At 33.5% G+C, this 3,511-nt stretch carries 2 protein-coding genes; both read left to right on the top strand.

What is annotated here, in order from left to right; translation table 11 throughout:
• On the top strand, positions 1–393 hold a 393-nt coding region (locus QF004_RS13840), incomplete at its 5' end, for a T9SS type A sorting domain-containing protein (RefSeq protein WP_307427475.1).
• A 5-nt stretch (positions 394–398) separates the two neighbouring features.
• The coding region (locus tag QF004_RS13835) for a hypothetical protein (protein WP_307427469.1) at positions 399–3,511 on the top strand (3,113 nt) is incomplete at its 3' end.

Below are 3,511 nucleotides of genomic sequence, written 5' to 3'. Positions count from 1 at the left end.
GGAAAAGCAAAGAAAAAAGAAGAACGGCTGGTTTCTGCAAAACTGCAGAACGATGGAACTTTTCTTTTGGCAGGAACGAGTGCCGAAGAGCTGGGCCAAGAGAACTGGAAAATCTTGAAATTGGACGATAAAGATTTGGATAATCTCATAGAAAAACAAGACCTACGGATTTACCCCAATCCTGTTGATGAGTACGCCTATGTAGAAATAGGTTTTGAATTAAAAGGTGAAGCGCAAATTACGCTTCATGATATGAGTGGAAGACAAATACAAACTATGAAAACAAAAAATAAAGTGACGAAAATTAATACTGCTGCTTTGCCGCAGGGAGTTTATATTGTAACCGCGAATGCCCAAACTAAATCTGTTAACGCTAAAATCGTGAAGAAATGATGAGAATGAAACTTACCTATCAATTCATATTTTTATTTTGCATATGCGTTTTAAATAAAGCGCAAAGTAATATTAAAGACATTTTTCCAATTTCACCAGAAATGTCAGGACTAGTTAAAAAGGTTGACATTCCTGTTAATTACTCTTCTGGAGCTATAAATTACTCACTTAATTTGTATACTCTTAAATTACGTAACCTCGAATTACCATTAACATTATCGTATGTTTCTACAGGTTTTAAGCCTTCAGAAAATGCATCAAATATAGGATTAGGATGGGATCTGGAAATCGGTGGCAAAATTTTTCAAAATATTCGAGGACTTAATGATTTACATTCTCCAAATGAGAACCCGTATTTTCCTAGTGGCTTTCCAGTTGACAGACCATTAAAAATGGGATACGCTGAGTATGTCACAAATATGTCGCAAGCATATAATCACCCGGAATACCAGTTTTTAAGAGAAAACTCTAATTCAATTATGGAACAAGGAGGTGAATTTATATCCGGATCAGGTATAAATGCAGATTCTGAACCGGACATTTTTTATTATTCTTTTCCGGGGAAAAGTGGCAAATTTTTCTTGGATAAAAGTATGAATGGAAGACAAATGCCCTTAGGTAAAGAAGTTATTCGCCTTGAAAGTAATGGTTTTAAAATAATTGACACTTTAGGTAATATTTATGAATATTTTGTTTTTGATAATATAGAACTTAATTCAGGGGGACAAATTTTGAGCGGAGGTTATCCAGTTGGTGGCCAAACATCTCAATATACCAGTAGTTTTTTTCTTTCAAAAATTTATAGCAAGAATGATATTGCAGAATTTATTTATGACGATGTGGAATATGGATATAGCAACCCGATCTCTTATACCAAAGGTGTTTCGGATGGATTTAATCTTCCGCCAGGATATGCAAAAGAATTCGAAGTAAAAAATACTTCTGAAGTATCAAAACATCATTTACCTATTTTAAAAAAAATAAAAGTAAATGGTAAAGATAGAATGCTTTTTAATTACAATAACGTACCTCGTTACGATGTGAAAAATCATTTTGCAAAAAAATTAGGCTCCCTTGCAAGCGTTATTATCAAGGATGAAGGAAGTACTTTCAATATTAATTTCTTTCAATCGTATTTCGGGGATTCGGTCAATCCCGATAGCAACAATAGCTGGCTTAAATTAGATTCTTTAGCAATTAATGACCAGCATTATTCATTCGATTATCATAATGGTTTCCTGCCAGAAAAAAGCACAGAAATCAAAGATGCTTGGGGATACTTTACCGTCCCACATTACAATGGACATAAACGATATAACAACAAACATTTTAAAGAATATTTTTACAATGAAGGTAAAGCTCCAAACAAAGAAGCAACACAGTTAACAGTATTAAAAAAAATTACTTACCCCACTAAAGGTGAAGATAATTTTATGTTTGAAAGTAACACCTACAATGAATACAATTATAAAGAATATAATTGTACGCAAACTATCAAAGGACTATACCCTGATGGTGGTATATTCGATGAAACCCTTCCCCCATTTACTCTATATGAGCGAACAATTGTCACATTACAATATAATATACCTCCTCCTTTTGAAACTACAACAACGACTTACCTCAAGTTTAGTTTAATAAATGTAAACGACAATTCTTGGGTTGCTCTTCCGTCAATGAGTGGTCTTGGTCAGACTGAAATCACATTGAGCCCTGGAACTTATATTTTAAGCATGCAAACTGCGGGACTTCCAGATCCCTATTTGCAATTATTTTGGACCGGCTGTGAAATAACATATCAGGGGCAAAAAAATCTCGAAGTTGGCGGTCTCAGACTTTCCCAAATTGTTTCAAAAGATCATAATGGTACTGCTAAATATCTTAAAAAAATTAATTACAATCAAAACGGTATATCCACTGGTAAATTATACGATTATCCTATATTCTATGATTTAGAGACGGTCAATTGGATAAAAGATAGTAATGATTTCTGTTATCCACTAGAATATAGTATAATTTATAAAAAATATTATAGTAATTCTTTGGGTGAAATTTCAGGATACAATGGCAATCCCGTGTTTTATAGCAAAGTTGAAGAAAATACACTGGATATAACTAATAAGGATAATGGAAAAACGGTTTATACTTTTTTACATTTTGATGACCAACCTTTATACTACAATAATTATTTTCTAACATTCAATGATAATTCATGGAAGAGAGGGTATTTGACGAAAAAAGAAATTTATAAACATAATGAAAAATTACCCATTAAAACAATAAGTACTGAATATAATATTTTGGAAACTCCACAAATTAATACGGTAGAGTCAGGTCTAGGCTTTACACCACCATCTCACCCTAATGAATATCATAGGATGAGCTATAAATTTTTTGTGACTAAACCTCAATACGCAATCCTAAAACATTGTGCTCTTATAATTAGACTTGCTAGTTTTGATTATATAGGAAAAAAACTTGTATCAGCGGTGGTTCACAAAGAAAAAGAGATTTTGCAAGAAAATTTGAAAGGTGAAATACTTGAAAAAATAACAAATTATGCATATGAAAATCCTTCTCATGCACAATTAACAAAGGAAAGTATCGTTTTTCCTGACTTGTCTACACAAGAAACTATCTATACTTATGCTCACGAAAAAGGTAACCAGTATTTAATAGACAAAAACATGATCGGTATTCCTTTAGAAACAGAAGGGAAGAAAAATGGTGTTGTTATCTCCAAGACAGAAACGAAATATCCTGTTTCGCAGTTAGATGCCGATGCTAAAACATCTGGATTACAATTGCCTTATCAGGTTTACAGTCGGGACTTACAGTCAACCCAAATGGACAAGCAGGTGTCCTATGATCAATATGACGATAAAGGCAATCTCCAACAATACAGCACAAAATCTGGAGTTCCCACAGCAATCATCTGGGGTTACAACCAAACCCAGCCAATAGCGAAAATCGATGGAGCAACCTATGCACAAGTTTCAGCATCAGCCCCGGCGATTATTGCGGCTTCAGATTATGGGAACCCGAACTATTCGGAAGCCATATTATTAGATAAACTCGATGCTTTTAGAACAAGTTTACCCAATTATCAAATATCTAC

The sequence above is a fragment of the Chryseobacterium sp. MDT2-18 genome, assembly GCF_030815285.1.
Classification (GTDB): Bacteria; Bacteroidota; Bacteroidia; order Flavobacteriales; family Weeksellaceae; genus Kaistella; species Kaistella salivictor.
The sequence above is the reverse complement of the archived record's forward strand: the minus strand, read 5'-3'. Positions and strand labels throughout refer to the sequence as shown.